19 protein-coding genes, 1 tRNA gene and 2 pseudogenes are annotated in these 21,184 nt (G+C 59.9%); 12 read left to right on the forward strand and 10 right to left on the reverse strand.

All coding sequences use genetic code 11. The features are described 5' to 3' along the window. The first annotated feature begins 198 nt into the window (after positions 1-198). Both AC3ITW_RS14020 and AC3ITW_RS14025 read left to right on the forward strand, forming a co-directional pair. Positions 199-1,590, forward strand: coding sequence for a site-specific integrase (locus tag AC3ITW_RS14020; protein ID WP_489389655.1), 1,392 nt, complete (start codon positions 199-201; stop codon positions 1,588-1,590). 81 nt (positions 1,591-1,671) lie between these two features. Further along, positions 1,672-2,043 carry an H-NS histone family protein gene (locus AC3ITW_RS14025; protein ID WP_489389656.1) on the forward strand — a complete coding sequence of 124 codons (372 nt, stop codon included), beginning with the start codon at positions 1,672-1,674 and terminating at the stop codon, positions 2,041-2,043. Between the two features lie 80 nt (positions 2,044-2,123). On the opposite strand, the gene AC3ITW_RS14030 is transcribed toward AC3ITW_RS14025, so the two are convergent. The 3 genes from AC3ITW_RS14030 to AC3ITW_RS14040 all read right to left on the reverse strand — a co-directional run bounded on the left by AC3ITW_RS14030 (position 2,124) and on the right by AC3ITW_RS14040 (position 7,637). Beyond that, positions 2,124-2,522, reverse strand: a complete 399-nt coding sequence (locus AC3ITW_RS14030; protein ID WP_489389657.1) for a tetratricopeptide repeat protein — start codon at positions 2,520-2,522, stop codon at positions 2,124-2,126. Further along, positions 2,512-7,068, reverse strand: coding sequence for an RHS repeat-associated core domain-containing protein (locus AC3ITW_RS14035; protein ID WP_489389658.1), 4,557 nt, complete (start codon positions 7,066-7,068; stop codon positions 2,512-2,514). The genes AC3ITW_RS14030 and AC3ITW_RS14035 overlap by 11 nt, the downstream gene beginning before the upstream one ends. Before the next feature lie 233 nt (positions 7,069-7,301). Further along, positions 7,302-7,637 (reverse strand): helix-turn-helix domain-containing protein, encoded by a 336-nt coding sequence (locus AC3ITW_RS14040; RefSeq protein ID WP_489389659.1) that lies wholly within the window; start codon positions 7,635-7,637, stop codon positions 7,302-7,304. Positions 7,638-7,745: 108 nt separating this feature from the next. On the opposite strand from AC3ITW_RS14040, the gene AC3ITW_RS14045 reads away from it, so the two are divergent. From AC3ITW_RS14045 to AC3ITW_RS14070, 6 genes and pseudogenes are all read left to right on the forward strand, one after another. Then, a complete protein-coding gene (locus tag AC3ITW_RS14045; RefSeq protein WP_489389660.1) occupies positions 7,746-8,513 on the forward strand; it encodes a hypothetical protein in 768 nt (255 codons plus the stop codon). A gap of 29 nt (positions 8,514-8,542) precedes the next feature. Next, positions 8,543-8,863, forward strand: a complete 321-nt coding sequence (locus tag AC3ITW_RS14050) for a hypothetical protein (RefSeq protein WP_099486582.1) — start codon at positions 8,543-8,545, stop codon at positions 8,861-8,863. Between the two features lie 7 nt (positions 8,864-8,870). Then, entirely contained in the window at positions 8,871-9,332 is a 462-nt protein-coding gene (locus AC3ITW_RS14055; protein ID WP_489389661.1) for an ABC transporter permease, read from the forward strand. 12 nt (positions 9,333-9,344) lie between these two features. Beyond that, positions 9,345-9,593: pseudogene (locus tag AC3ITW_RS14060) on the forward strand (hypothetical protein). 130 nt (positions 9,594-9,723) lie between these two features. Then, positions 9,724-9,822: pseudogene (locus AC3ITW_RS14065) on the forward strand (DUF4236 domain-containing protein); the annotation flags it as partial. Positions 9,823-10,014: 192 nt separating this feature from the next. Beyond that, positions 10,015-10,857 (forward strand): hypothetical protein, encoded by an 843-nt coding sequence (locus tag AC3ITW_RS14070; RefSeq protein ID WP_241895151.1) that lies wholly within the window; start codon positions 10,015-10,017, stop codon positions 10,855-10,857. Positions 10,858-10,883: 26 nt separating this feature from the next. Here AC3ITW_RS14070 and AC3ITW_RS14075 read toward each other — a convergent pair whose 3' ends face one another. Genes AC3ITW_RS14075 through AC3ITW_RS14085 form a run of 3 tightly spaced genes read right to left on the reverse strand, consistent with a single transcriptional unit; the run spans position 10,884 to position 14,302 of the window. After that, positions 10,884-12,818 (reverse strand): helix-hairpin-helix domain-containing protein, encoded by a 1,935-nt coding sequence (locus AC3ITW_RS14075; protein ID WP_099486589.1) that lies wholly within the window; start codon positions 12,816-12,818, stop codon positions 10,884-10,886. Then, complete coding sequence (locus AC3ITW_RS14080) at positions 12,819-13,628, reverse strand: PP2C family serine/threonine-protein phosphatase (RefSeq protein WP_099486591.1); 810 nt, start codon at positions 13,626-13,628, stop codon at positions 12,819-12,821. It lies immediately after the preceding gene. Then, positions 13,628-14,302, reverse strand: coding sequence for a vWA domain-containing protein (locus tag AC3ITW_RS14085; protein WP_099486593.1), 675 nt, complete (start codon positions 14,300-14,302; stop codon positions 13,628-13,630). Before AC3ITW_RS14085 ends, AC3ITW_RS14080 begins: the two co-directional genes overlap by 1 nt. A gap of 187 nt (positions 14,303-14,489) precedes the next feature. Here AC3ITW_RS14085 and AC3ITW_RS14090 point away from each other — a divergent pair, with 187 nt between their 5' ends. From AC3ITW_RS14090 to AC3ITW_RS14100, 3 genes are all read left to right on the forward strand, one after another. Beyond that, a complete protein-coding gene (locus AC3ITW_RS14090; protein ID WP_143566368.1) occupies positions 14,490-15,053 on the forward strand; it encodes a hypothetical protein in 564 nt (187 codons plus the stop codon). Between the two features lie 210 nt (positions 15,054-15,263). Next, positions 15,264-15,410 (forward strand): hypothetical protein, encoded by a 147-nt coding sequence (locus AC3ITW_RS14095; RefSeq protein ID WP_489390366.1) that lies wholly within the window; start codon positions 15,264-15,266, stop codon positions 15,408-15,410. Positions 15,411-15,462: 52 nt separating this feature from the next. Then, positions 15,463-15,936 (forward strand): hypothetical protein, encoded by a 474-nt coding sequence (locus tag AC3ITW_RS14100; RefSeq protein WP_099486596.1) that lies wholly within the window; start codon positions 15,463-15,465, stop codon positions 15,934-15,936. Positions 15,937-16,190: 254 nt separating this feature from the next. Here AC3ITW_RS14100 and AC3ITW_RS14105 read toward each other — a convergent pair whose 3' ends face one another. From AC3ITW_RS14105 to AC3ITW_RS14115, 3 genes are all read right to left on the reverse strand, one after another. Then, positions 16,191-16,403: a hypothetical protein gene (locus AC3ITW_RS14105; protein ID WP_489389662.1), complete on the reverse strand. Its 213-nt coding sequence runs from the start codon at positions 16,401-16,403 to the stop codon at positions 16,191-16,193. An 808-nt stretch (positions 16,404-17,211) separates the two neighbouring features. Next, the gene (locus tag AC3ITW_RS14110) at positions 17,212-18,681 is read right to left on the reverse strand and encodes a DUF6538 domain-containing protein (RefSeq protein WP_489389663.1); all 1,470 of its coding nucleotides are present in this window, start codon (positions 18,679-18,681) and stop codon (positions 17,212-17,214) included. A gap of 84 nt (positions 18,682-18,765) precedes the next feature. Further along, positions 18,766-18,855, reverse strand: a tRNA-Ser gene (locus tag AC3ITW_RS14115). Positions 18,856-18,978: 123 nt separating this feature from the next. On the opposite strand from AC3ITW_RS14115, the gene AC3ITW_RS14120 reads away from it, so the two are divergent. Then, positions 18,979-20,049, forward strand: a complete 1,071-nt coding sequence (locus AC3ITW_RS14120; protein WP_100434923.1) for a DUF4241 domain-containing protein — start codon at positions 18,979-18,981, stop codon at positions 20,047-20,049. Between the two features lie 81 nt (positions 20,050-20,130). On the opposite strand, the gene AC3ITW_RS14125 is transcribed toward AC3ITW_RS14120, so the two are convergent. After that, entirely contained in the window at positions 20,131-21,123 is a 993-nt protein-coding gene (locus tag AC3ITW_RS14125; protein ID WP_006375981.1) for a LysR family transcriptional regulator, read from the reverse strand. Positions 21,124-21,184 lie beyond the last annotated feature (61 nt).

Here is a 21,184-nt window from a genome sequence, read left to right on the forward strand (position 1 = left end):
TTTCGGATGGACCAATCGCCAACTCATTGTTTTTACTAATTATGGTAGCGCAAACCAGCCCGGTACAAATGTGACACTTCCTTGAGCTAGTCGTGTCGTTGCGCAACACTTACGGCGTTCAGATTGATCTTGATTTTGTATTGACCATTTTGGGACCTGTTTTATTGGTACTTCCATCGTTCCGATGGAAGCCAAGCAATGCCCTCCCCCGCTTTAGAACACCTCCACCAATACCTGCTCCACCCCATGGGCACTCTCCAGCTCAGGGGCATCCAGGTAGGCAATCTTCGCATCGAGGAATTGAACATCACCGGCCGAGAGGCTGCCATCCACGCTCAAGAAATGCTTGACCGGGCCGACGACCGCCAACGTCGCAGCCGCCGGGCCAATGGCTGCACCCAATACCCCGTCCCACTGCCTGTCGCATCCGCCCCTCGCCTTCTTTCAGTGGAGATAGCGGATTACGTTAGGTCCCGCGATGACCGAGGCTTGGCGAAGGACACGACAGGCTCCACCTTCCGCACGCTTACCTTGCTCAAGATGGCGTGTGGCGACATCCCCGTCTCTCGCATCGACCATGCCCATATCTATCGCCTCTGGGAGTTGCTGCGGTGGGCTCCGCCATTGCTTCTCTCAGACCCGAAGTATCGCGGCTACACGTATGACCAGGCAGTCGCGCTGGGCAAGGAGCTGGCCGTTCCTCCGCTGGCACCCAAGACCCTTGAGAAGCATCGCCGCTTCCTTTCCACCTTTTTCAAAGGCCTAGTCGAGGCTAATGCAATTCCCGCCTCCCCCATGGCGCCCTTCAAGAAGTTCAAGGAAGACTTGGCCGAAGACGCAGACAAGGCAGAGCGCCTGTTTGACGAGTCAGACCTGCAGAAAATCTTCGCACCGGAGACCTTTGTTCCGTGGGCAAAGAGCCATCCCCATCGATGGTGGATGCCCATGATCGGCCTCTACACGGGGGCACGCATCAACGAAGTCGCGCAATTGAAGGTTGCGGACGTCGTTCAGGAGGGGGGTATGTGGTGGTTCCGCATTCGAGTCACGATCGATCCGGACTTGGCGCATAAAAGCCGAGGCAGAAGCCGGCAACGCTTGAAAGGCAGGTCCGCCATCCGAGACGTGCCCATCGCGCAGCAGCTCATCGACGCTGGCTTCCTGGACTTCGTGGAAGACATTCGACAGTGCGGCCATCCTCGGCTTTTCCCTCACCTCTCGGCGGGCGTCAACCGCAAAACGGGCGACTCAAATGCTCGCTACAGCCAAGCGGCACTCAACCAGTTCAGCACCTACATGAAACGTCTGGGCTTCAGAAAGGGGGTTGGGTTCCATGCATTCCGGCACACCATCGCCACTGAACTTCATCACCAGGACATCCCGGAAGAGGTCATCGCACTGATCACCGGGCACTCACCCAACAAGCGTGTCGCCGTCTTGCACGAGGCCTACTTCCACAAAAAACCAGCGCTGGCTCAAAAGAAGAAGGTTCGCACCATCAAGCGTTACCAACCTAGCGTTGAACTGCCTAAGTATGAGCGAGGTCAGTTCGCAGCTCAGCTCTCCGAGCCCAGCAAGTTCTACCCATAAGGGCCACGGGGCCCCCGCCCGTGTGGCAATCAAGCTCTTTCCACACTAGGCTAAGGGCGTTCCATTCTGAGGAAATCTCCAATGCCTATCGATTTGACTGGATTGTCGGTCAAGGAGTTGCGCTCTTTGATCAGCACCGCAGAGAAGCAGCAGACCAAGATCCTGACACGCCCTAAGGCTGCTGCCATGCGTGCCAAGATCAACAAATACGTCAAGGATCATGGCTACACAATCCAGGAGCTCTACGAAGTTCCTGATGCGGCAGCGCCCAGCAAGTCCAAGAAGACAAATGTCCGGAAAAGCCCTTCGGCCCGCAAACTGGGCAAGGTGGCTCCGAAGTATCGCAACCCGGCCAATCCTGAAGAGACTTGGACTGGGCGCGGTAGGCAGCCCAAGTGGATGGCCCTGCTGGTTGCTAAGGGAGCATCGCCTCAAGATTTCCTGATTAGTTAATCCTGCGACTAATCAAGGCGGCCGGCTTCTGCCTAGCATGCAGCCAGCCGGCCGGCCGATGAATGATGCAGGGCTGAATGTCAGGGTGAGCCTGAGCTCCTGCCTGCAGCCTCAAGTCTATCGTTGATGAACTGAAGTGCTCTGCGATGTTCTTGCAGCACGGTATCGTGAGCAGGAATTCCAGGAACGGCTGCATCCGAAAAGGCGCGAATGACCTCCTTCGCCTCGCCATAGCGCTCCAGCTGAATCAAACAGTCCACCAACCCAGAAACAACGAACGCGTCACGCGGTCGGGTTTTTTCAAGCTGGCGCAACGCTTGCAGCGATAGATTCGCGTCATTTGTTCGAAAACCGAGGCCGACCAACAATAGCCAAGCGCGCTCGGAAGAGGGATCACGCTCAACGATCTCCAACAGTTGCTTACGAGCACCATCCAGGTCGCCCGACTCCAGCAGCAACTTGGCACTCCTAATATCCATTGACATCGCTCTCCTTGATCAAGTCTTGACAGCGGTGCGGGACGCAGCCGGTCATGCAACGAACGAAGCTCCCCCCCCAAACACTAGGCTGTCTGAAGTCACCGCCTGCGCGCGTGCATGTCACTTTGCAGGCTTGAATGTGCTCTTGGCAGTCTGCCTCAAGATCATCCTCCCCATCCGCACATGCCGACCGAATCAACGCAACCGCCATCTTGGACGCGGAACTCTGCGGGTTCAGGATGCCATTCGGTCCAAGGAGACCGTTTGGCCCAACCCCCAGCATCTCACCCGCCTTAAGGGCATTCCTAAGGCTATCGCTGTTGATCTTTGGACCAAAATCCCAATTGCCGTTCGGATTACTGAGGTCGCCCCCATTGTATGCCCCAACGGCACCCGGGGCGCCCGTGACCACGGGGGGCGGGGGCAGTAAAGGAATTGCCTGCATCCCATCGGGGTCAACTGATGCGAGCGGGTTGCCCTTCACGTAGCCGTAGGTGCTGACTCCCGCCTGCAATCCGAGCGGGTCTGACGTCACGAAGCGGCCACTGGCGGGATCGTAGTCACGCTGAACATTGTAGTGAAGGCCGCTTTCAGCGTCGTATCGCTGCCCAGGGAAGCGCATCGCGAACTCAAAAAGCGTGCCGTCCTGGTCCGGATCCTCGTTTGGTGCCGTCGCACCGAACGCTTCCCCCTTCAGATCCCAACTCCAAACTACGACGTCACGGGCTGGGTCAACGACAACGCGAGGGGTGCCCAGATGATCCGGCTGAACGTAGTAGAGCGCGCTACCCTTCAGCAATCCGACAGGCAGGTTGTCCAACCAGATCACCTGCTGACGCGCAATACCCGCCTGGTCGTATTCCCCCAGCCATTGCCCGCGCTCATCGTAGAGACTCCGTGCTGAAGCACCTCCGGCCTTGCGGGTTATCTGCTGGCCAAGATCGTTGTAATGGTATTCCGCAGCAACCGTGCCGTTTCGCTTCACCGCACTCAGCCGTCCCATTGCGTTGTAAGCAAACTCGCGTTCCACGCCTTGGATCGAAAGCGTGTTGCCAGCCGCATCGTAGGCACGCGACACGCCCCCGACGCTTTGCAGGCGGTGACTGTCGGACGGATAGACGTAGGCTTGATCAGCTCCATTGACCTTCGCAGACATGCGATTGCCTGTGGCGTCGTAGGAGTAGCTGTCGATGATCGAGCCAGTGGCCGCGTCCTTGAAAGCAGTCAATCGGCTCAAGGCGTCGTAAGTCAGCGATACAGACGTTGCCCCAGTCCCTCCGGCGGCCAGGCCGGTCAACTCGCCCACGGCACTGAACGAGAAGGCTGCATTCAGTGCTCCCGAGCCAGTGCCGATCAACGCCGACGGGCGGTAATCCTGGTCAACGTCTCGCGCCAGCGTACGCCCGTTGCCATAGGCCCAGCCAGCAGAGGGACCGAAGGGATGGCGCTTGGCACTGGAAAGCAACACGACACGAGCAGCACCCGGTCGAGTCACGCCGATCTCGGTGACCATGCCGGCTGCATCTCGCTTGTAGTCCGCCACCGTTCCGTCAGGATAGGTGACAGAACGAAGTCGGCCAGCATTGGTATAGGCATAGCTGACGCCTACACTCTGCCCTGATGACGTCTGCACCTTGCGCGTCACATTGCCGGCGCGATCGTAGCAATACTGGGTTTTAGCGCCGTCATCCTGCAAGGATGAGAGGCGCCCGCTTGCAAACGACTCACCAGCTGAGCAGATGTCCTCGACTTGGTCATACACGTATGACGCAACAATCGCTTGGTCCCCATAAACCTTGCGCACCACGCGCCCCAGGGCATCGTATGTGTAGCTGCTAGCCGTGCCATTGGCGTCGACCTGCATCGCCGGCTGCCCTGCACTGTTGTAGCTTGCAGTGGTTGCGCCCGTGTCGGGGCTCTGGCGGCTCAACAAGTCGCCCAGCCCTGAATAGCCGTAAATGGTCGCCAGGCCTTTGGGATCGACAACCTTGGTGGTCCGGCCTTTGGCGTCATACTCGTATCGCGTCTCGATCGCCAACCCGGAAACGTCCTGAAGCACCCTGCTGGGCCTTCCATAGGAATCGTAGTCAAACTGCGTCTTGCGCTTCAGGGCATCGGTGATGAGCTGGACGTTGTTCGCCAGGTCATAGGTAAAGTCGGTTGAATTCCCCGCTGCCGTCTTCTGGGACACCAGCTGCCCCAATTTGTTGTAAACGCGAGAGAGCGAACGCTTCAGTCCACCACCTGCGTCGAACACCTCCTCTTTGGTGCGATTGCCTGCCACATCGAGGGTATAGCGGATGTTGTTCCCGGCCCCGTCATTGATCTGGACGAGACGGTGCGCATCATCGTAAGTGTAGCTGAGGGATACTCCATCGGGGTCAACAACCGATGTGACATTACCTGTTGCGTCATAGGACAGGGAGGTCACTCGATCATTGGTAGACGCAGCTCCGTCCACGCTGCTCCGCTCGGTTATCGAGGTGAGCTTGCCTCGAGTGGAATAGCCAAAATCATGGATCGTGCCGGTCGCATCTCTAAGGCGGCTGACACGTCCATTTCGGTCGTAGGCCAGCCGTGTCGTCACTTGACCTACAGCATTGGTCTCGGACTGAAGGTCACCAGCGCGGTGGCAGGAGCCCCCGAGAACGCCGCAACCCGACTCATCCGCGGTCAGGTAGTAGCCGTACCTGGTAACGTCCTGAACATCGGACCGCGGCCCGTCTTCGGCTAGGACAAGACCTACCTGCGGGCATTGGGTGGCATCCACCGCCGCGCAGTAGGCGGTGGTCCATTGACGAACCCCAGCGGGTGCATTGGTTGCAGCTCCGCACGCATACCCGACCGCAGCTGGAATGGCAGAATCCACCTCGCACCGCGCGACCTCCAGGCCCAACGCGTTGTACTTCCATGAACTGCTGGAAACGGCCACGCTCGCAGAGTTCTTTACCACCCGGCTCAGGGGCAAACGCAGTGCGCTATCCCACGTGGTCGTCGTGGTGCGCTGCTGGGGTGTGTCGGCGGCGTCAACCTGTTCGGCCAGCAACCCGTCTGCCGTGTAAGTGGTCCTTGTGGTGATTCCCTTGAAGTCCGTGACCGACGCCGGGTAGCCGTTCACGTCATAGGTCATGGCCTTGTAGGGTTGGTTGCATTGGTCACCACAGGCGGCCGAACCGCCCGCGGGCATCAAACGCCCCTTTCCTGTATCCACGAAGCCCAACTTGGAAGTGGCTCCGAGCGGCCCCTTGACGGTGACTGGCAGCGTTCCCTTCCAGGTGGAAGCGGCGTAGTCCAAGGTTGTGGTATCAACTCCGCCAGCGAACTCTGCGTGATAGGCGCGATGGTTGTAGTCGAATTTAATGGTCTCATAACGGACGCCTTTCTCATCCACAATCCCTGTGAGGAAAGACGTGCCTGCGACAGTGGGACTGTTTGCTGTTTCGTTGTAGATGTAGCCCTTGCTTGTGGTATCCGGATAGGTCACCGATGCAAGCTGTCCTGCGGGGTTGTAGCCAAACGTTTGCGATGCACCGTATGGCAACATCATCGTGGTCAACCGCGATGAGGCATCATACTTAAAGTTCAAGGTGCGCCCGCTGACGTCGCCAACAGTCAACAGGAGCCCAGCGACTGGCGCCACGTCTGCCGGCGTGGTTGCGTCTGAATACTGCAAGGACAGAAGCTTCCTGCCTGCAGAGTCATAGACCTCCTTCAGCAAGCCTGTTGCATCGTAGATTTCGGTCTGGCGGTTGGCCGCTAACTGCAATGCATAGCCAGTGCCCGCCTCTCGATCGACGAGCACGTCTGCGACATCGGTATCGACGGTCCAGCCGTTCGAGGTTCGAGTGAACAGCTCTGAACTGCCATCCGGCCGAATGGCGCGGATGAACGTACGATCTCCGGCCGCTCCAGTGGTGGGTGCAAGCACTTCGAGTCGCCGATCAAACAGGTGGCGCCACTGAGGCCCCAAGGAAGAACCCGGAGCACGGGCAGAACTGTTGTAGAACCGCCGGAACATCAGGCCTGACGGAGACTCGAAGTCGGTTTCCTGCCGGTAGAAGTTGCCAGTGGAGGTATTGATCGGATCCCCCTCAAACGGGCTTCCTGGATCGCGGGCATTGGCCTTTGAAGCACTGTCTGCAGCACCTCGAGCCCCAGTTCCATCGGTAGCAGAGCCAAGCCCGGCCGAACAACGCTTCTGGCACCCGCCGAAGTTTTTCTGCGGCTGTCCGATCAGGATTTCGGAAGCAAAGACGTTGTCGCTTACTTTCCCATTGACATAGATCGTCGCCGCCCAACCATCGGTGCCGTATCGCACGGTGACAACGGGCGGCTTGGTGCACTTGGGGTCCTGTTGACAAGGGGCTTGGATCTTCCCAATCAGGAAGTTGACCGCAGCACCTACGCTCTCAAACGAGCCAACCCCGCGGAACGACTGAACCTTGTAGGGAGGGCCGTAGTAAGTGGCCGCATTAGCAGTCGATACACCGCCTAATGCTAGGCAGAAGGAGAGAATCGCGGCAGCCTTGTGGCTGCGCAGAGGCATGGCTGACGCCATTGGTGCACACTCCATGTGAACAGCGGTTGGCAAATCCGGCCAAGGGGCTGTGTCCGACATCAATCCCTAATGCGCGGAGCGAACATCCTCCCCCTCTGATTGGGGGGATCTTCTCATCATAGAACAGGCGAATGACGGTTTTTGTGCAGGAGCACACGCTTTTCGGCCACCAACGAGCCAGCGGCCTTCCTCCGAAACAGAGGTAGTAATCAGCAATCCCGCTACGGCGAGTTCGAATCCAAGTGTTTCTTGATGAGATTCAGGACACCCGTCTGACGCTCGGCGGGCAGCCGGGCCACAAGAAGAATGACTTCGGCCAGCACGTCTGAACTGGCATGAAAGTATGCCGGCGGGACACCCAACGCCTCGCTGAGCGCCGACAGGGTCTCATGGTCTGGCTCACGCTCCCCGCGCTCATACCGGGATAGGCGGGACGACGCTGCTTTTTCGTTCATCCCCAGCAAGGCTCCCAACTCAACCTGCGACAACCCCGCGACACGCCGGGCCGTTCTTAGGCGACGACCAAAGACGGAGACCGGGGGAAGGGATGCAGGCATGGAGATCTGACTGAAGGCTGACCTCCAAGTCTGCACTGACTAGCATGATAACGCACATATCTGCCATATTGGCAGATACAGCATTGGCGCTGGTTCACGAGAATCCCCATGAAGCTTTCATCGAATGGATTTGCCGCAACCTTCTGTCTCCTCCTCATTCCCAGCGCCTCAGGCTGGGCACAGAACTCGCCTTCCACTACCGCCGATCCTGTAAAGCCCGGCTTCTTCAGGCAGCTGGGAAGGAGTTTGAAAGACGCCGGCCAGCAAGCACTGGGGGCCACGCCGGCAACCGGCTCCAGGGCCGCCACTGGACCGCTCTACGCCCCAATCAGTGGTGCTGGCCGCATCAACGGCCTGTTCAAGAACGAGAACCACCAGGCCGCCCAGCAGGGCCGGCTGGACTGGCCGCGGGTCGCCCTGACCTTCCGCGAATGGGGCGCAAGCCTGCCCTGCTGGACGGTTGAAGCACGGATCTGGACTAGCGCTACGGCATCCACCACCGAGACCTTCCGAGCGTGCGCCGACGCCCCGTTGACCATCCGGGACGACCTGGGGGAAGAAGCGGAGCTCAACAGCAACGCTCGAGCCAAGGCAACCACCGACCTGATGGTGGGCCTGAGGGTTCGCCCCGGGAAGCCGAACACCGGCGACGACCGAACCACCGGCCCCACCCCACCCCGCGAGCCTTTCAACGTGCGCACCGCCCGCGACGGTGTGGCGTGGCAAGCCCGAAAAGTGGCTTTGAGCGCCGCCTGGGTCTCCGGTTTCCTGCGGGCGGACGACCTGTATCCGGGCCCTTCGGGAATGCTCACGCCGTTCCGCGATACCCGCATGTGGATTGCCGGCTTTGATCCGACCGGCAACCGCGACAAGTAAGACCCCACCTCAACCAGGAAGAGATCCTCATGAACACGATCAGGAACATCGCTTTCAGCTTGACCGCCGCTTTGGCGCTGACGGCCTGCGGCAGCAAACCCTCCGACGAGCAGGCCCAAAAGGCCATCACCGCCGAATTTGAGCGCGTGCTCGGCAACCAAGTTTGGGTGAAGGAGTATCGGGAATTCAGCCTGAGCGGCTGCAAGAAATCGGAAACGGCCGACGGGGTGATCTGCGACGTGGGGGGCTCGGTCGTCCTGGACATCGGCGGCGTCGCCCAGGCCCGGCCGTTCGTCCAGCCGGTGCGCTTCTCAAAGGCGTCTGGCGAATGGACCGCCCACAAGCTCTGAGGCCGCCATGACCACGCGTTCTTACGCCCATGTTGGTTGCGCTACGGTCCTGCTGGGAGGCGTCGGCCTGTTGTTCGTGGCCGGCGGCCTAGAGGCACGCCAGCAGGGCGCCCCGTTGGGCTGGCTCGCCATCGCGGGCGGCTTGGCCACCTGGGCCGCGTTGGGGTTTCTCTACTGGATCAACGCCCGGGCCTACCGACGCCAGGAAGAAACCGAGCGGCAACCGTACGCCCCTCCCTCGCCTAAGCGGGGTGGGTTCTGGAAGGGCTTCTTCGTGACCTGGGTGATCGTGGTGGCTGCCCATCTGGCTTCATTTCTGGGCATGGGCTTCGCTGACCTGCTGCCGCATCCTGAGCAAGTCCGGGCGATCTTCAGCTTGCTGGCCCTGGCGCTTGTGCCGGCGCATGTGGTGGCGCCTGTCTTGGGCGGGGCCGTCTATGGCCTGGTCCGGTCAACGGCATTGAGGTAGACCCTCCTCAACCTGCTTCGGCCCTTCCCAAGACTTTTCAAATTCGTCGTCGGGCCGTTCATGGCCCGACGCGCAAGCCGGAAGGCGGCATCGCGGCATCCGGGCGAGGCCCGTGTGGCTTAGGCGCGGGACAAAGGATTTGCGTGGTAGCAGTGGTGGGCCCTGACGGTGCTCAGCCTGATGGGCGCGTTCCGGGTCTTTGGGCTGCTGACTGGGCTGCCGATGTTCCTCTTTGTCATGTATTCCCAACTAACTCAGTAGCAAGGAGACGTTGAACGGATCCGCCCCCAAGCCGCCTCTTAGCGGCTTGTTACTTTTAGCCTCATCCCCTCACATCGATTGACCGCGTGGTATATAGACGATCGGCAAGGAGGCCTAGGGGGGCCTGAGTATGGGACTTTATCTTCGCAAGAGCGTGAGGGTTGGGCCGCTGCGGTTCAACCTGTCGAAGGGCGGCGTCGGCGTATCCGCCGGAATCAAGGGCATTCGGGTCGGAACGGGCCCGCGAGGAAACTACGTGCATATGGGTGCCGGTGGCATCTATTACCGGGCCACCATTCCTTCAGGCTCACCTCGCCCACGCCCAGCATCGTCCAATGTCCCCGGCAGCCCAATTCGAGGCAACTTGCCGCCCCTTCCGTCACCTCATCAGCCGCCAAGCATTTCGCACACGCATGGCCCGATGGTGGACATCGATTCAGCAGAGGCGACTACGATTGTCGACTCGTCGTCCCAAGCGCTGCTGGACGAGCTCAACACGAAGAAGCAGAAGTGGCGCATCTGGCCTGGCATTGCTGCTCTTTCGGCAGTGATCTTTCTAGGAGCCGCGGCCAACAGGGCCCCGGGCTGGGCACTGGTGGCGTTGGCAGTGCTGGGTGCGGCTGGCATCGTTGCAGCCTATCTGAAAGACCAGCTCCGAAAGACCGTGGTTCTCATGTATGAGCTGGACGAGCCGATGGAGAAGGCATTGGAGGCTCTCCATGCAGGCGCGAACGGATTGGCGTCAGCCAATGCAACATGGCACGTGTCCTCCCACGCGCGCGTCTTCGACCGCAAATACCACGCAGGTGCTGGAAAGGTCGTCGAGCGCAAGCTCACGCGATTTCTGTCCACTCCCCCGCCATTTGTTCAAACCAATATTCAGACCATCGCGGTCAACGTCGGAACACAAACACTTCACTTTTTCCCGGACCGCGTCCTCATCTACGACGCAAATGGCGTGGGTGCTGTGAGCTACCAAAGACTTCAGGTCCTCGTATCATCGACCCGCTTTATCGAGGATGGCGGCGTTCCGCGCGACGCGACGGTCGTTGATCGCACCTGGCGCTATGTCAACAGGAAGGGCGGCCCTGACCGTCGCTTCAAAGACAACCGAGAGCTACCGGTGTGCCAGTATGAGGAAGTCGCCCTGCGCAGCGACACCGGCCTTAATGAGCTACTTCAAGTGTCACGTCTAGGCTCGGCTTCAGGCTTCGCCTCGGCCATCGGGACACTCTCTCGAATCATGCCCAAAGAAGCTCCGTGAATCCACTCTCAGTCAGCAGTGGTCCTCTAGAGGATTCCCGCAGCTCTCGCATCCGCCGTCCATTGTGAAAGGTCGTCTATCGCGGATCGCATGGCCTCCTCCAGAGATTTGCGGCGAGCCATGCCAGCCTGCCGCATCTGCAGCATAGCTTGGCGGCCAGCCACAAGATCTGCCTCGATCTGAGCCCTTCGTGCTTGAATCGTCCGATCCAAATCCGCGACCTGCCGAGGATCGATTGATGCGTTTGGGTTGAAGTGGAAGCGTGCTTCCTTCTCTTGTCGCCATTTCATCACACGGTCGGTCAGCGCAGGACCAAAGCCGGGAACGTTCAGCACTGCATTGCGATTGACATCTGCTGCGGTCTCGATACCGAAAGACTCCAGCATGGCCTTCTTCGCTGCGCCGACCCCGGGAATAGAGGCCTGTTCGATCTCGAACTGGTCTAAGAACTGCTTCAGAGCACTTTGCCTCCGGTTGTTGAAAAGCGCGTTGTAGCGCCTCTCTCTTTCCCCCTGTAACCCGGCATGTTCATCCCGAAGGGGACGCAACTGATTCTGTTTCGATTGAAGCTGAGTCTCCGCTTGCTCTTGCTTCCACCGAGCGGAAAGGCCATCGAATTGAGCCTTCGCCTGCTGATATCCCGACCTGATAGGCACCAAGTCAGATTGACCGCGGCTATTGACCCAAGCGCCCAGCGCCCACCCTAGACCGGCCCAAACCGGTGCAAAGACTGCCGAAAGTGTGATTCCAAGCACCGCGATGATTAGGCCCACGAGCCATCCAGTCGTCTTCCAGAACGTGCGACGGCTTCCTAGCGCTTGCATCTGGGGGGTAGCAGTGACGGCCTTCAGCTGCGGGATTGCCTGCATCGGAGGCAATGCCGCCGTCGTAATGTCGCGCCAAATCGCGTCCAGGTTAAAAGGACCGGAAGCCAGCTTGGGAATGACCACCGCCGCTCCGCCAAAGAGCGCAATGCCGGCGCGCTCGATGGGACACCAGGGGCACTCGGCCAGCCCATTGAAATAGAAGTGGGAGGGCCTGGAAGAACAGCGCTTAAAGTGCTGCTCCAGCTTGGTCAACGCTTGAACCCAATCTTCTGCCTTAGGCCGGCCTCCCGGCTTTGCTCCCTCGGTGCCAAACGCCCTTTCCCATAGATCTGAAACCCATGGCGACGCGGCAGCCGGCGATGCGCTCAGCGGCGGAGGACTCATACGGGTTCGAGCAGCGTCCCTCCCATAGGCGTAGCGAAACTCCGGGATAGCCTTCTCGATTGACATGTCACCCGGCCCACTATATTTGCCGGCAAAGGGATGCCGACCGTTCATGAGCATCTGGAAGATCAGGACAGCCAACCCGAAGTTGTCGTGGTTAGCGGTTCTCGTAACTTGTTTGAAGGCCTTTCCATGAAGCTCGGGCGGCGTAAAGTCTTGGACTCCGACCTCACACAGGAAGGTGCGCCCTTGGTGCGAAATCTGGAAGCTGTCGGTATCGATCAGCTTCACCGTCGCATCCGGTGACACCCGCACGCCACCGTGGTTGACGTCCCCGACCAAGTGGCCCGCCTGGTGAAGGACCGAAAACGCTCGCGCTGTGTTCAACGCAGCCCGAACGACCAGCCTCCAGTCAGCCTGCGGAAAGTCCGCTAGACGGCTTTTGGGGCTGTAAAGCTTATGAATATCCTTCGACGCGCGAAGGTTGGCCATGACAAAGCCACAGACCTTGCCATCGGACTGCCTTAATACCTCAGTGGGCCAAGCGGTGAGCTGATCCAGCGCGGCGGTCCGCACGGCAGCCATGGCCACCAACTTGTCGGCCCTCTCACTGCTGACTGCCGACAAGTAGATTTTGGCGGCTGATTCCGGCCGTCCCTCCACCTCGAAGACCGTTCCCTCGCCCCCCTTGCCCAGCTGCTTTCCCAGCCGGACCTGTCCTGACTTGCCGACCAGCACAGTCGGTGCCATTTAGGCCTCCTCTCTAGGCGCAGGCGCGTCGGGCAACTTCATTAAACGGCTGGCAAGCAGCAGCGTCTTGTCGTCGTCCGTGCGCTCGCATATCACCGAGGAAGAGAGGTATGCCCCCAGCTTGGCGGACAACTCTTCGCTGTAACCTGCGTCCGTCAACGCCCGAACCGGCGCAAATATCTTGTCGAAGAATGGAGAATGGACGCTCTGCGTTGCTTGATGAAGCACCAGGGCCTCGATCCCGTCGGTGAACACCGCGACCTCATCCACCGCACCAGCGCTGCTAGAGAACTCTGCGTTCAGAGCGGCAACTGGATCCGTGACAAAAACGGTGGTGTTGATGTATTCCCCGTGCTGGGGCCAGAAGACATAGGCCCAGTCGTCGCCACGGGGGCGGATGACTATGGCACCGTCGCCCACCTGGAAGAAGCAGGTTCGGGTCGGAGAAACAATGGCCCCTACCAGCGTGCAGGCATACTCCCTAACCTCCAACTCGTCGGCGGCGGCCCTGTGCGCAATGCGGGCGGCAACGCCGGCAAGCCAGTTCAAGACCACGTCCCGCGTTATCTCTTCAACACCATGCCCGTCTTCAAAGTGATTGCGCACACAGTCCCGAATCTCGGCCGTCGCCAGCTTCGCACCGGTCGCTGATTGCGAGGCACTGCCTGCGCCATCGGAGGCGACCAAGAGCACGGTGCCGTGCTCTGGGAAGAACTCCTGTTCATAGGCATCCTGGCATTCCGTCCCAAACTTGATGTGGGACGTCCCGATAGAGGACGCCGCAGCGACACGCCAGTCCTGCAGATCCATTACACGCTGGCCCAGCCATCCGGGGAGGTGGGATTCACCAGAGGCACATTGTCCCCTGGAGTCGAACGGGACACCGCGCCCATGGAGTTGGAGAGCCACCTAAAGAGTTCTTTGAACTGAAGCCCCTTAAGGTTCAGCGGCGCACGAGTTGATATCTGGCCGAGGATGTCCATGTCCGCCCCCTTCACGCCGACAGCGAAGAACTGGAAGTTTTTGGTCGCCTCACCTTCTCGGACCAAGGCTGCGGCGCGTTGCCACGAGTCGGTCGGTGCTCCGTCGGTGATGAGGAACACCCAAGGCCGGTAATAAGAGACGCCATTGGCTTTGTAGATCTCCTTGCGCTGCCGGACCATCTCCAGGCCTTGCTCGATCGCTGCCCCCATCGGGGTATCCCCAGTGCACGACAACACTGGGGGATAGAAGCTATCGGCCGTGACGAAGTCGGTGACGGTCTGAACCGGCCCAAATGTGACGATGGCGACCTCCACCCGCTTGGCCGCGAGCGAGTCCGAATTCAACTCTTCCTGGAACTGCAAAAGGCCCGCATTGAGCTCCTCGATCGGCTTACCGCCCATCGATCCCGAGGTATCCAACAAGAGCAGGCAAGCGCACCGATTCTCAGGATTTTCGGCAAAATCGCTGGCCCCAAAGGGAACCTGTTCAAAATCACTCATAACCCTGGATCTCCCTTCCCTTGACTAGAAACGCCATCATAGCTCCACCGGCAAACCCAATCTATGATGCTACATGGCCAACCACCAAAACCCCGCCTCATTGCCAGCCTGGGCCCCGCAAGGAAGCGCCGATTGGGCTCCCTTGGCCGTTTCAGCGATCGTAATCCTCGTTATGACGACGGCGCTAATGACGCGCACCCAAGGCGATGCAAAAGCTGTGCCAAATGAGAGCATCCAGAAAGACACAACCGCTGCATCGGCTCTGCCTCCGCTGAATGAGGGAACGCCCGCCCTGTCCACGGCGCGCGTGGGCAGTCTCCGTCTGGTGCCAACCACTCAGCTGCCATCGGCGAAGCAGGCGATCCCAGCCGATGCTCAGTGCCCTCGGCCTGCGATCTCTAATCCTTCGCCCCAGGCCAAGGCAGCAATCACGGCGGGCTGGCACGTCAGCGCGGACACAACGGTTAGCGGTTTTCGGTTGGTCATGGTGGACGCCGGTGCCGAAAAAACGCCCGCCGGCTGCGCGGCCATTGGGGCCAGCGCGCTGGTGTTCAACGCCCATGGCCTTATCGGTATCGCCTACGACCGAAACGCCAAGCAATCATCGAGGCTGGGCTCACTAAATGCTCCTCGACCAGGTGTTGTCCAGCTCGCATCTCTAAAGGGGCCTTTAGCGGAGTTGAATGTGAGCGACCAGCAGATTGGTCTTAAGCCGTTGGCCGCAGGCAAGCGCAACCGGGCGTCGCGTTAATCGCTGATCTCCCCACCTACTCGTCAGAGCAGCCGGACGACCCCCTGCATTTAGAACACGGTGCGGCTGATTTCCTTAGCAGGAGGTAGCCCCCTGCTCAGCGTACGTTCGGACACCGCAGCGATACAAGCAAAAAGTTGACGCTCGACACAGTGATTTATATGGGCGGGATGCTCGGGGGGGGGGGGCATCAACTACAGCCAAGGAGAGATTGTCGATAGCAACTCTGACAACGAGTCACTATCGGTAGACTGCGATGATCAAGCCCTGTTTCTCACCAGCATGGGCATGTCCTCGTATGCATCAAATCGGGGGCAAAAGTTGACCCAGGAGGGAGCGGCGGAGTCGCTTTGGTAACAGCTGATTAGCCCGCTTCAAAGCCGCAGGAACTATGTAGGCAGACGTTGAGATGATATCGACCGGCGAGCTCACGGTGGGGAGTGCGAGCTCCTGCGCTCTTCTTTCGCTCATCCTCCCAAGGCACAATTCAGAGGACGCCCTACTCCTCGGCATGTCCAAGACGGGCAAGAAGGCGGTCCTGATCCTGACTGGTGGTCACCAGTTCACTTGGTTCGAAGCCGAGGGTGCCGACCGCTGGGTTGGCTTGGTGTTTTCTGACGTCCACATAGAAATCGATGAGACGAGTGTGTTCAGCGCAGACTATTCGCGCGCTCTACCAGGCAATCTGGCCAGAGAGGGAACAACACTATTCGCAAGGGCTAAGGCTCACGCACTCGGTGCCTCTGATGCCATTATTCTTGAGAGCGAGCTAGCCCCGGCGCACGACCTCTCCGCCGGATTCACAAGGTGGCAGATCGTTTCGGGCAGCGGAAGCGAAAAGCGAGTGCTCTACCGAGTTGGACAGGCATCTGATGCCGCGTGATACCTTGTCCCGACCCTTTTGATGACGCGACCCGCCTCCATTTGATTTAGGCATGCTGCCCAAGTTGGCGGCGACAGATTCGTTGGGTGGCATTAGTGGGGCAACATTCGGCGCTCAGCATGACCGAACGATTTTTATTCTCACGGTTGAGAAAGCTACAAATAACGCCCCTAAAATGAAGGAGGCCCGCACAGCGGACCTCCTTCGCTATTCAATCGAAAAATCATGTGCAGCTAAAAACAGCCTAATCGAACCTACTTAGAACGAATAACCGGCGCTTCAACAATCTCAGCGACACCCGTCATCCTTACTCGTCTTTCGACAGAACGATTTTTCAACCAATGGAGCGGGCTGACGCTAGGCACGCTCTTCAAAGACAAAATGAGCGTGTCCTGCGTCCCTAGTGCACCGCTGCTGGTGCCGACGCTCTGCTTTGAAGTCTTTTGGCGAAGTTTCTTGAGAAGCATTACTTGCTCCTTACACTCTGGTCCGTGCATAGTCTAGCAAAACATTCCACGATATGCTAGAGGGCCGAAGATCGAAGGTCATGAACCGCTGATAGCCACGCGCAACCCATATCGACTCATCGATACTCCGCACATCCTGAACGGTTCTGCAACGCCAAAGCTTTTTATCGAAGCGTTCGTGCCAATGGAGGCGAGCGTTGAACCCCAGCTTGGGCCATATAAAGTAACCATGATAATCCTCACCATACGGATGCTCCGGATCCCTCGGATCTACGCCTCCGGCCGCGAGCAACCGTATACTTCGGAGCCCTTGCTTATACGCCGCCAACGCGCAAAGGATGAAGCCGACAGTCCCCATAAGCGGAGGACTTCTGTTCTCATCTAGAAAAACGTGATCAATAAATAGCGAATTTATCAGCAAAGACGGCAGTGCCATTTGCTTGTAAATCCCTACCCTAATGTAATGCTCCGGATGAACGAGCGGCCCATCGCTTCTGACGTAAATACCTGGAGGAGCTCCATCACCTCCCGTGGAGTCCGTATTTTCAGTGCTACCACTTGCCCCATCAAATAACCAGAAGAGATGAGCAAACTCAGCTAGTTCTATTCGCCTTTCGTCGATTACAATATGCGACTTAGACAGGAGCCGTCCATTAATGCTAATCCCCCGCCCTGTCATGTAAGTCTGCGCAACGGCTTTTGACTCCGCCCGCTGCTGCAGCTGCATAAGCACTTGATCGTAATAACGCTGCCTCTTTTTATTCACCCGACCTTCCCCTGAAGAAAATTTCCTACATCAGCTTCAATCCTACGTGGGGGCAAGAGATAAGTTTAGGGCAGTAAGGCCGGGCGACCCTCCTGTCCCCATCAGCTTCTCCAATGCGCTGAATGACCTTCCATAGGTGGAGTGGTGCTCATCATCTAGCTCGTGACCGACGATCTGCGCCCTGAGTTCGGAAACCACACCAGCCCCCTGCAACTCTTGAATAAACGTCTTTCTGAGCGAATGGAACCCGCGCTTGGCTGGCTCCCAGTTCTTCCCGACCTCAGCCAAGTGTCGACTGAACGCTTTGGTGATCCAGTTGCCCTGTCCGTTCACGGCGGTGGCCTTCGCGGCTGGAAAGAGCCTGCTTTCACCAGCCTTCCGCTTGACATCGACCCATTTCAGGAAGCCCATCTTGAGCAGCTCAGGATGGAGGGGCACCGTCCGAAGGCTCACTTCCGTTTTGACTTTCTGATGCTCGCCTTCGTCGGAGATACGGAGGCACGGAATGCCGTCCTCCTCGAAGACGTCTCGGACCAGCAACTGGCCGACCTCTGACGCCCTCGCCCCCGTGTAAAGCCCAAGGAGGGAGGCCCACCGGGCCGCCTCGGACAGCTTGGCAAGCGCCTCTGGCGCAAACAGGGCTTGGATCTGGGCTCTGTCGTAGGCCTTAAATCCCAGCTTCTTCCGCGCCCGCTTCTCGCGCTGGGAATAGCTGACATGGCCGCTGGCCGGGTTGTCGCCACGGGGATAGTGCCCCGACGCCATGGCCCACTCGAAGAAGCCACCTTTGCCACCGATGTAGCTCTGCTTGTTCGTGAGCGTTGGCGTGGAAGCGCCTTTCTCACGCATGTCCTGATACCACCGCGCCAGATCGGACCTGGTGATGGCATGAACCTTTGCCTTCGGGCCCAGGAAGGCCACCAACGCTTCGATGGCCGTCTTCTTGATCGTGTAGGTCTTGGGCAGAGTCGAACCCTTGAGCGTCGCCAAGAATGCATCCCGAGCCTTGCCCAGCGTCATCGTCTCAATGGCAGGCGTCGAGACCTGACTTTTGTGGCTGCCGGCGTCTGCAGAGCCAAACAGGGACGGCACGGTTACTGCGAGGGATTGAGAGATCCCTCCCGCGGTTGCTTCAAGCTCCATCAACTGCCGATACAGCTTGAGGTCCTTGGGACTGTCGATTTGCCACCGCTCCGTCACCGTCCCATCCGGTTGACGCGTGCGGTCCAACGTCAGTTCACGGAGGTTCTCGGCGCTCGTCAGGCGAGCGATGAGCAGATCGGCTTCCTGCTTGCTGAGCTTGTCCACGCGTTGATCCTTCAACTGTGCGAAGAGCCGAGCATAGCCCGCCCCAAGCACGACTGCACGCACGTGCGCCTGGGCGAGATCGCGGGTCTTGAGGGTGCGCTTGATGAGCCGGCAATCGAGCACGGCTTGCAAATCAGTAGGGACGCGCTGGACGAACGACCAGCGGCCGGTGGATGACCGGCTCAGATGATGAGGGATGCGCATGCGAGTGTTTCCTCTGCATGCTTCCTGCTTTCCCATCCGACCGCATCGATGATTTCAATTGAAAATCAACGAGTTATGATCTTTTGGCGGAGAGAGTGGGATTCGAACCCACGGAAGGTTTAACCCTTCGCCGGTTTTCAAGACCGGTGCCTTAAACCGCTCGGCCATCTCTCCAATCGGGTCCCGGTCGCCCGGGCAGCGGCGTATTCTCGCACGTGAAGGGCATTTGCCCAAGACCACCTTGCCCCCGCCCTTCGCATCCGGCACGGTGGGGCCTTCACCGCAATCGGAGCCCCCATGGCCCACCTCGATCTGGCCAACCTGCGCACCACCCTGCTGGACGACACGCAGCTGGCCGCAGTTGCCCTGCACCGCACGTTCGCCGGGCACCTGCCGGTCAGCAGTGGGCATCTGGTGGTCTGCGATCCGCTGGTCCAGGCCGAGGCGCCCGCGCTGGCCGACTACACCGCCCCGCTGGGCCGACATCCGGTCGAGATCATCGTGCACAGCGGCCGCCCGGCGCTGGCCGTGGTCTGGTTCAAGCCACGCCAGTTGCTCACTGCGTCTGCCCTGCACTGGCAGATGGCGCGCTGGACCACGCAGGACCTCACTGGACTGGATGAGGACAGCTTCATTGGCTATCCGGTCGACGCCGGCATCGGCTGCTTCATGGACACCGACACCCAGCAGGCACTGCTGGCCCTGATCGAACAGGCCGATGGCGACGAAGACAACGCGTGGTCGGATGCGCTGATCGACCATGACGGCCTGGATGACGGCGCCGAATACCGCCCCTGGGGCGAGGACTCACCACACGGCCTGGTCGTGTTCACCAGCGGCTGGGGCGACGGCGTCTATCCGAGCTACTGGGCGCTGGATACCTCCGGCATTCCGGTCGCTCTGGTCACCGATTTCCTGTGCATCCAGGGCGGTGATGGGCGCGACGAGCGCGAGATCGCCGACCAGGCCTATCGCGACAGCCTCCCACCCGAAGAAGCTGAAGCGCTGGCACGGCTTGTAGCGGCCGTGGACCGCGACGACCCGGATGCGCTGCGAGAGCTGTTGAAGGATGCGCCGCAGCGCGCCAACCAGATCGAGCCGGGTTGCGGCGGCACCGCCCTGTTCGAGGCGATCCGCCTGGACCGCCCACAGGCACTGCGGGTGCTGCTGCAGGGCGGCGCGTTGCCGGCAATGCCCGAGCGCCTGCACATGAGCAAGGTGACCAGCTACATGGACTACGCCCGGTTCCTGAAGAAGCCACGCAGCGCGGAACTGATGGCGGTGCTGGAAGCGCCAGTCATTGCCGAGCCCAGACCAGCCGCACCGCCGCGGCGCAGCTTCTGGGATCGGCTGTTCGGCAGGAAGTGACCGGGGCCGGAAAGCAGCAACGCCGGGCATGGCCCGGCGCTACTGTTTCACAGATCGGCGGTGCAGTCGCGGGTAGGCGCCTCAGCCCGCATCCACTGCCAACGCGCCCAGCGCACTGGCCTTGATCCGCTCCTTGGCCTTTTCACAGGCGCCACCGCAATCCAGGCGCGAGGCCTCCAGCTGCGGCGGCAAGTGCTCGGCCAGGAAGTCGATGAACACGCGCACCGCCGGCAGCAGGCCGCGGCGCGAGGCGAACACGGCATGGCACACACCCTGCGGCAGCGACCAGTCCGGCAGCACCACTTCCAGTTCGCCGTTGCGCACCGCATCGGCGCACACAGTTTCCGGCAGCATGGTGATGCCGAAACCGTCCTTCACCATGCTCTGCAGCAGCGGGAAGTCGAAACCGGCCACCCGCGGCTGCAGGTCGACCCGGCGCACTTCGCCTTCCGGGCCGTGCAGCTCCCAGCGCTGGCGGGCTTCGTCTTCGCTGATGCTGAGGGTGACGTGCTGGGTCAGCTCTTCCGGATCCTTCGGCCGGCCAGCGCGATCCAGGTACTTCGGGCTGGCCACCAGCAGTTCCTGCACTTGGCCGAAGCTGCGCATCACCAGGCTGCCATCGTCGTCCAGGCGCGAACGCACGCGCAGGGCCACGTCGTAGCCTTCATTGATGATGTCCACGCGGCGGTTGCTGATGTTCAGCTGCAGCCGCACCTTCGGGTACTGCTCAAGGAACTTGGGCAGCAGCTTGGGCAGCTGCATCTGCGCCAGCGATACCGGCACGCTGGCACGCACCAGGCCGCGCGGTTCCGCACTGAGGCGGTCCACCACTTCGCGTGCGGCCTGCGCCTCGGCCAGCATCGTCTGCGCGTGACGATGCACGCTGGTGCCGACGTCGGTCACCGCGAAACGGCGCGTGGAGCGCTGCAGCAGGCGCACGCCCAGGTCGGTTTCCAGCTGGCTGATGCGGCGGCTCAGGCGCGACTTGGGGATACCCAGAGCGCGTTCGGCGGCAGCGAATCCACCGTGGTCGACCACCATCGCAAAGTAGTACAGGTCATTCAGGTCATGCATGCCCGAGTTCCATATCTAGAACAATACGTGGCATTCAACCACCTTTATCCCGCCTTTGCAA

It is taken from the genome of Stenotrophomonas sp. KH_052 (assembly GCF_057838755.1).

What these genes read in the sequence shown, in the direction of transcription:
- AC3ITW_RS14020 (WP_489389655.1), top strand. Translation starts at nt 199, where the DNA reads ATGCCCTCCCCCGCTTTAGAACACCTCCACCAATACCTGCTCCACCCC.
- AC3ITW_RS14025 (WP_489389656.1), top strand. Translation starts at nt 1,672, where the DNA reads ATGCCTATCGATTTGACTGGATTGTCGGTCAAGGAGTTGCGCTCTTTG.
- AC3ITW_RS14030 (WP_489389657.1), bottom strand. Translation starts at nt 2,522, where the DNA reads ATGGATATTAGGAGTGCCAAGTTGCTGCTGGAGTCGGGCGACCTGGAT.
- AC3ITW_RS14035 (WP_489389658.1), bottom strand. Translation starts at nt 7,068, where the DNA reads ATGCCTCTGCGCAGCCACAAGGCTGCCGCGATTCTCTCCTTCTGCCTA.
- AC3ITW_RS14040 (WP_489389659.1), bottom strand. Translation starts at nt 7,637, where the DNA reads ATGCCTGCATCCCTTCCCCCGGTCTCCGTCTTTGGTCGTCGCCTAAGA.
- AC3ITW_RS14045 (WP_489389660.1), top strand. Translation starts at nt 7,746, where the DNA reads ATGAAGCTTTCATCGAATGGATTTGCCGCAACCTTCTGTCTCCTCCTC.
- AC3ITW_RS14050 (WP_099486582.1), top strand. Translation starts at nt 8,543, where the DNA reads ATGAACACGATCAGGAACATCGCTTTCAGCTTGACCGCCGCTTTGGCG.
- AC3ITW_RS14055 (WP_489389661.1), top strand. Translation starts at nt 8,871, where the DNA reads ATGACCACGCGTTCTTACGCCCATGTTGGTTGCGCTACGGTCCTGCTG.
- AC3ITW_RS14070 (WP_241895151.1), top strand. Translation starts at nt 10,015, where the DNA reads ATGGTGGACATCGATTCAGCAGAGGCGACTACGATTGTCGACTCGTCG.
- AC3ITW_RS14075 (WP_099486589.1), bottom strand. Translation starts at nt 12,818, where the DNA reads ATGGCACCGACTGTGCTGGTCGGCAAGTCAGGACAGGTCCGGCTGGGA.
- AC3ITW_RS14080 (WP_099486591.1), bottom strand. Translation starts at nt 13,628, where the DNA reads ATGGATCTGCAGGACTGGCGTGTCGCTGCGGCGTCCTCTATCGGGACG.
- AC3ITW_RS14085 (WP_099486593.1), bottom strand. Translation starts at nt 14,302, where the DNA reads ATGAGTGATTTTGAACAGGTTCCCTTTGGGGCCAGCGATTTTGCCGAA.
- AC3ITW_RS14090 (WP_143566368.1), top strand. Translation starts at nt 14,490, where the DNA reads ATGACGCGCACCCAAGGCGATGCAAAAGCTGTGCCAAATGAGAGCATC.
- AC3ITW_RS14100 (WP_099486596.1), top strand. Translation starts at nt 15,463, where the DNA reads ATGATATCGACCGGCGAGCTCACGGTGGGGAGTGCGAGCTCCTGCGCT.
- AC3ITW_RS14105 (WP_489389662.1), bottom strand. Translation starts at nt 16,403, where the DNA reads ATGCTTCTCAAGAAACTTCGCCAAAAGACTTCAAAGCAGAGCGTCGGC.
- AC3ITW_RS14110 (WP_489389663.1), bottom strand. Translation starts at nt 18,681, where the DNA reads ATGCGCATCCCTCATCATCTGAGCCGGTCATCCACCGGCCGCTGGTCG.
- AC3ITW_RS14120 (WP_100434923.1), top strand. Translation starts at nt 18,979, where the DNA reads ATGGCCCACCTCGATCTGGCCAACCTGCGCACCACCCTGCTGGACGAC.
- AC3ITW_RS14125 (WP_006375981.1), bottom strand. Translation starts at nt 21,123, where the DNA reads ATGCATGACCTGAATGACCTGTACTACTTTGCGATGGTGGTCGACCAC.